The organism is Pseudokineococcus marinus (genome assembly GCF_013004605.1).
GTDB classification, from domain to species: domain Bacteria; phylum Actinomycetota; class Actinomycetes; order Actinomycetales; family Quadrisphaeraceae; genus Pseudokineococcus; species Pseudokineococcus marinus.
In genome coordinates, this window is record NZ_JABEMA010000264.1 from 1 (window position 1) to 4,395 (window position 4,395).

The 4,395-nt window shown below is 78.2% G+C and carries 7 protein-coding genes and 1 pseudogene; all 8 read right to left on the bottom strand.

Going from position 1 to position 4,395, the window contains the following annotated elements; genetic code table 11:
• On the bottom strand, positions 1–189 hold a 189-nt coding region (locus HLB09_RS17890; RefSeq protein ID WP_171203893.1), incomplete at its 3' end, for a chlorite dismutase family protein.
• Positions 190–348: 159 nt separating this feature from the next.
• The gene (locus HLB09_RS13640; RefSeq protein WP_171203892.1) at positions 349–1,164 is read right to left on the bottom strand and encodes a hypothetical protein; all 816 of its coding nucleotides are present in this window, start codon (positions 1,162–1,164) and stop codon (positions 349–351) included.
• On the bottom strand, positions 1,164–1,673 hold the full coding sequence (locus tag HLB09_RS13645; protein ID WP_171203894.1) for a heme-binding beta-barrel domain-containing protein: 510 nt from the start codon (positions 1,671–1,673) through the stop codon (positions 1,164–1,166). The genes HLB09_RS13640 and HLB09_RS13645 overlap by 1 nt, the downstream gene beginning before the upstream one ends.
• A 45-nt stretch (positions 1,674–1,718) precedes the next feature.
• The gene (locus HLB09_RS19465; RefSeq protein ID WP_281359443.1) at positions 1,719–1,847 is read right to left on the bottom strand and encodes a hypothetical protein; all 129 of its coding nucleotides are present in this window, start codon (positions 1,845–1,847) and stop codon (positions 1,719–1,721) included.
• The gene (locus tag HLB09_RS13650) at positions 1,838–2,131 is read right to left on the bottom strand and encodes a hypothetical protein (protein ID WP_171203895.1); all 294 of its coding nucleotides are present in this window, start codon (positions 2,129–2,131) and stop codon (positions 1,838–1,840) included. Before HLB09_RS13650 ends, HLB09_RS19465 begins: the two co-directional genes overlap by 10 nt.
• 49 nt (positions 2,132–2,180) lie before the next feature.
• Positions 2,181–3,338 carry a CAF17-like 4Fe-4S cluster assembly/insertion protein YgfZ gene (gene ygfZ, locus HLB09_RS13655; protein ID WP_171203896.1) on the bottom strand — a complete coding sequence of 386 codons (1,158 nt, stop codon included), beginning with the start codon at positions 3,336–3,338 and terminating at the stop codon, positions 2,181–2,183.
• 46 nt (positions 3,339–3,384) lie between these two features.
• Positions 3,385–4,110: a response regulator gene (locus tag HLB09_RS20090; protein WP_171203897.1), complete on the bottom strand. Its 726-nt coding sequence runs from the start codon at positions 4,108–4,110 to the stop codon at positions 3,385–3,387.
• A pseudogene (locus HLB09_RS18755) lies at positions 4,107–4,395 on the bottom strand (hypothetical protein); the annotation flags it as partial. The pseudogene HLB09_RS18755 and the gene HLB09_RS20090, both read right to left, overlap by 4 nt.

Genomic DNA, 4,395 nt, shown 5'->3' on the forward strand with positions numbered 1-4,395 from the left:
GCGGCGCAGCCGGTGGTAGGTCCCCTGCAGCGCCTCGACCGTCGGCGCGTGCCACCAGACCATGAGGTCGGAGTCGGCCCGCAGGCCGCTGACGTCGTAGAGGCCGCGCACGACGACGTCCTCGTCGTCGGCGTCGTCCTCGACATCGGCGTCGTCCTCGCCATCGGCGTCGTCCTCGGACGGGGCCACGACGGGCGACGCCGGAGGTCCGCGGGACGGAGCCTGACCGGCCCCGCCGCTCGGTCCGACCCCGGAGCCGACCGGCGCGAGCCGTGACGCCCACCTGACCACCCGGTCCGGCCATCGCCCTCGCGAGGCGGGGTCGCGGCGGACCGTGGGACGGCGGGCTCAGCGGCCGGTGACCCCCTCGACGGCCCGGTCCAGCAGACCGCCCACGTCGGGCAGGTCCTCCCGGCTCGGCAGGTCGTCCAGCCCCGGCAGGTCGTCCAGCCCCGGCAGGTCGTCGGTCCCGGGCAGGTCGTCCGTGCCCGGGAGCTCGTCGGCGCCGGAGAGCCGGTCGAGCCAGGAGGCCGCGCCGTCGTCCCCCGCGAGGCCGGCCAGCAGCCCGGCACCGGGCACGTCCAGGTCGCCGACCAGCTCCTGGGCGCGGGCCCCGAGGTCCAGCTGCGCCTGCAGGTCGTCCCGGGCGGCCCGCACCTCCGGGAGCAGGTGGTCGCCCTGGATCTCCCCCAGGCGCTCGCGCGCCGCGTCCGACGCGGCGGTGACGTCGCCCAGGCCGTCGAGGGCCCCGCGCAGGGCGGGCAGGTCGAGGCCCTCGCCGCTCGTGAGGGAGGAGCGGGCCTCGTCGACGCCGCCGACGACCCGCTGCAGCCCCGGCAGCCCGTCGTCGGCGAGCCGGTCGACGGCCCCGGACGCCGTCGTCAGCGCCGCGAGGTTCTCCCCCAGCGGCAGACGGCTGGCGAGGCGCCAGAGGGGGTCGTCCGTGGCCTCGACGGCGCGGTCGGCGTCGGCCTGCACCCGCCGGGTCGACGCGGCCAGGGCCTCCGGGTCCGCCCGCACGACCGCCGCGGTGATGGCGGGCACCTCGTCCCGCACCCGCTGCAGCGCCGACCAGGCGACCCAGCCGCGCGAGGCCGTCCAGGCGGCCGCCCCGAGCACCAGCACGAGGCCGACGAGGAGCACCCAGCCGACGACGCGGCGCATCAGACCTTCTTCAGCCTCGCGGAGGCGTACGACCGCATCGCGGTGGTGGGGGTGGCGACGTCCAGCGCCCACAGCAGGTCGCCCTCGACGGCGCCGTAGAGGCGCTGGGCGGCCGTGTAGGTGCCCGTGGAGGTCGAGGTGCGCGCCACGAGGTCGGTGCTCAGCTCGACCTTCGTGCCCGTGGCGCGGCCGAGGTAGATCTCGACGGCACCCTCCGGCTGGGCCAGGAGCAGCTCGACCTGCACGCCGCCGCTGCCGTCGTCACCCGTCCGCCACACCCCGGACTCCGAGGACATCGGCCCGACCGGCTGGCCCTCGTCGTCGAGGTACCAGCTCTGGGCGCGGTAGGCGAGGCCCCCGAGCCCGTCGTGCGCCATGAGGACCTCCTGCCCGAACCGGCGCTCGGGGACGTCGTCGTAGCCGACGACGCCGGCGCCCTCCCAGCGGCCCTCCATCCAGGCGAGCGGGACGAGCGAGGCGGGCAGGTCGGCGCGGATCTCGAACGGCATGCGGCTCCTCGGTCGGACCCCGCGCGCGGCGGGGGACGGGTCGGGTCAGCGCTGGCCGGTGAAGAGCTTGTAGACGACGTAGACGGCGAACCAGCCGATCACGACGGCGGACAGCACCAGCAGGGACGTGTAGAAGACCTCCAGCGCGTGGAGGTCGGACTCGGTCAGGTCCATGGGCGGAGGGTAGCCCGGGGCGGGCGCGCCCTCCCCCGCGGGCGCCGCCGCGCGAGCACGAGGGCCAGCGCCGCGGCGGCGACCAGGGGCGGGACGAGCAGGTCGGCGACCGTGAGGCCGTGGCGCGGTGCCACCTCGACGAGCACCGCCCCCTCGACGGGGCCGTTGACGAGCCACCAGGCCAGGCCGGCGGCCGCGACGAGCCCGAGGGCCGCCACCGAGGGCCGCACGACGGCGAGGACGGTCGCCGCGAGGAGCGACACGAGCACGGCACCGACGACCACCGGCCGACCTTACGACCGCCCGGCCCGGCAGGGGCGCGGCTCCGGGGCCTCAGGGGGCGACGACGACCTCCTGGGCCGCCGTCACCACCCCGCCGGAGGGCAGGGCGACGTGGAGGACGGCGTCGGGCGGTGTCGAGCGCTTGACGACGGCGAGCGCCACGGGGCCGAGCTCGTGGTGCCGCGCCGACGTCGTCACGGCACCGACGGCGCGGCCGGGGGCCCCGTCCTCCGAAGGCAGGGAGAGAGCGCTGCCCGCGGGCGGCAGGTCGTGCCCGGAGCCGTCGAGGTGCAGCGCCACGAGGCGCCGCGGGGGCCGCCCGAGGTTGTGGACGCGGGCGACCGTCTCCTGGCCGCGGTAGCAGCCCTTGCGCAGGTGCACCGCCGTCCGCAGCCAGTCCAGCTCGTGCGGGATGGTGCGGTGGTCGGTCTCGGCGCCCGCGCGGGGGCGCCAGGCCTCGACGCGCAGGGCCTCCGCCGCCCAGCTCCCGGCGAGGTCGCGGTCGGCCGTGAAGGCCTCCAGCTCCCCGCGGGGCACGAGCACCTCGCGCCAGGCGCGGCCCGCCGCCGGGTGCTGGTCGTCGGGGACGGCCGCGTAGGAGGTCCCGCCCGGGGCCGTGGTGGGCCACGGGTCGACCCAGGCGACGGGCTCGCCCGGGGCGCCCTCGCGCCCGACCGGCTCGCCGACGACGGCGACGCGGTCGGTCACGTCCTCCACCTCGACGCGCAGCAGGAAGCGCATGCGGTCGAGGAAGGCCACCAGCTCCGCCTGGCGGCCCGGCTCGACGGTGATCCACGTGGCCTCGCCGTCGTCGACGACGTGCAGGTCCTGCTCGACGTGCCCCTTGGGGCTGAGCAGGAGCGCCTCGGTGCTCGTGCGCGGCGGGAGGTCGGCGAGGGCCTGCGTCGTCAGCGAGTGCAGCCACGTGAGGCGGTCCGGACCGGAGACGCGGACGACCCCCCGCGTCGAGAGGTCCACCAGGGCGAGCCCCTGCTGCAGCAGCCGCTGCTCGCGCACGGGGTCCCCGTAGTGCCAGGCCGTGCCGGCGTCCTGTCCCTCCGCGGGCACGGCGCCGGGCAGGTCGAGCAGGGGCGACGCCGGAGCGCCGACGGCGACGCCCTCCTCGGGCGCAGCGGCGGGCTCGGCCTTCGCGGCGGACGGGGCGCCCGCCGGCGCCGTGGTCCCGGTCGTGGAGGTGCTCGCCGTCATGCCCGGCCCAGCGCCCGGGCGCGCCCGCGTGTTCCCCGGACGCCGGTCAGCCCCGCCCGGCGCGAGGCGGCTCGGGACGGTCGGCGTCGAGGTCCACGGCCCACCCGTCGCGCTGGCCCACCTCGTACCAGTCGATGCGGCCCTCGATGCGCTCGCCGCGCTCGGCGTACTTGCGCCGCGCGCGCTGCAGGTAGGTGCGCACGGTGGCCTCCCCGACGCCCATCTGGCGCGCCACCGTCCGCAGCAGCAGCCCCGACCCGAAGAGCACGAGCGCGCGGCTCTCCTGGGGGCTGAGGGCCGGCCGCCAGTCCTGGCCCGCCGCCAGCACCTCGGCGAGGGCGGGCGTGACGTAGGACTCGCCGGCCGCGGCGGCGCGCACCGCGGCGAGCAGCTCGTCGCGCCCGCTGACCTTGGGGACGTAGGCGAGGGCGCCCGCCTCCACCGCGCGCTGCACCGACGCCGGCTCGGCGTCGGCGCTGATGACGACGACGGCGCAGCCCTCCTCGACGAGGCCGGCGACGGACGCCGCGGGCGACGAGCCGTCGTCGAGCACGAGGTCGAGGACGACGACGTCGGCGGGGTGCGCCGGGGACGCCCGCAGCGACGCGAGCCCGGGGTGGGTGCCGACGAGCTCGACCTCGTCCGGGGCGGCGCCCACCCAGGCGGCGATGCCGTCGAGGATGACGGGGTGGTCGTCGACGACGGCCACCCGCACCCGCCCCGTGCGCCCGCCGTCGTGCCCGCGCTCCGCGTCGTCCTGCCCCGGGCTCACGGCCGCTCCTCCCCGTCGCCGCCGACCTCGAGCACGAGGAGGGCCTCCTCCTCGCCCGGCCGCCCCGCGGACGGGGCCGGTTCCGCGATCCACTCGGCGCTCCCCTGCGGGCCTCCGAGACCCGCGAGCAGGTCGGCGGCGAGGCGGTCCTGGGCGAGCGCGGCGGCGCCGCGCACGGTCACGACCGCGCCCCCGCCGAGCAGGACGACGTGCACGTCGCCGCCCAGGGCTCGCGCCCGGCGGACGAGGGCGACGAGCGGGCCGCGCTGCTCGAGGGGGAGCGAA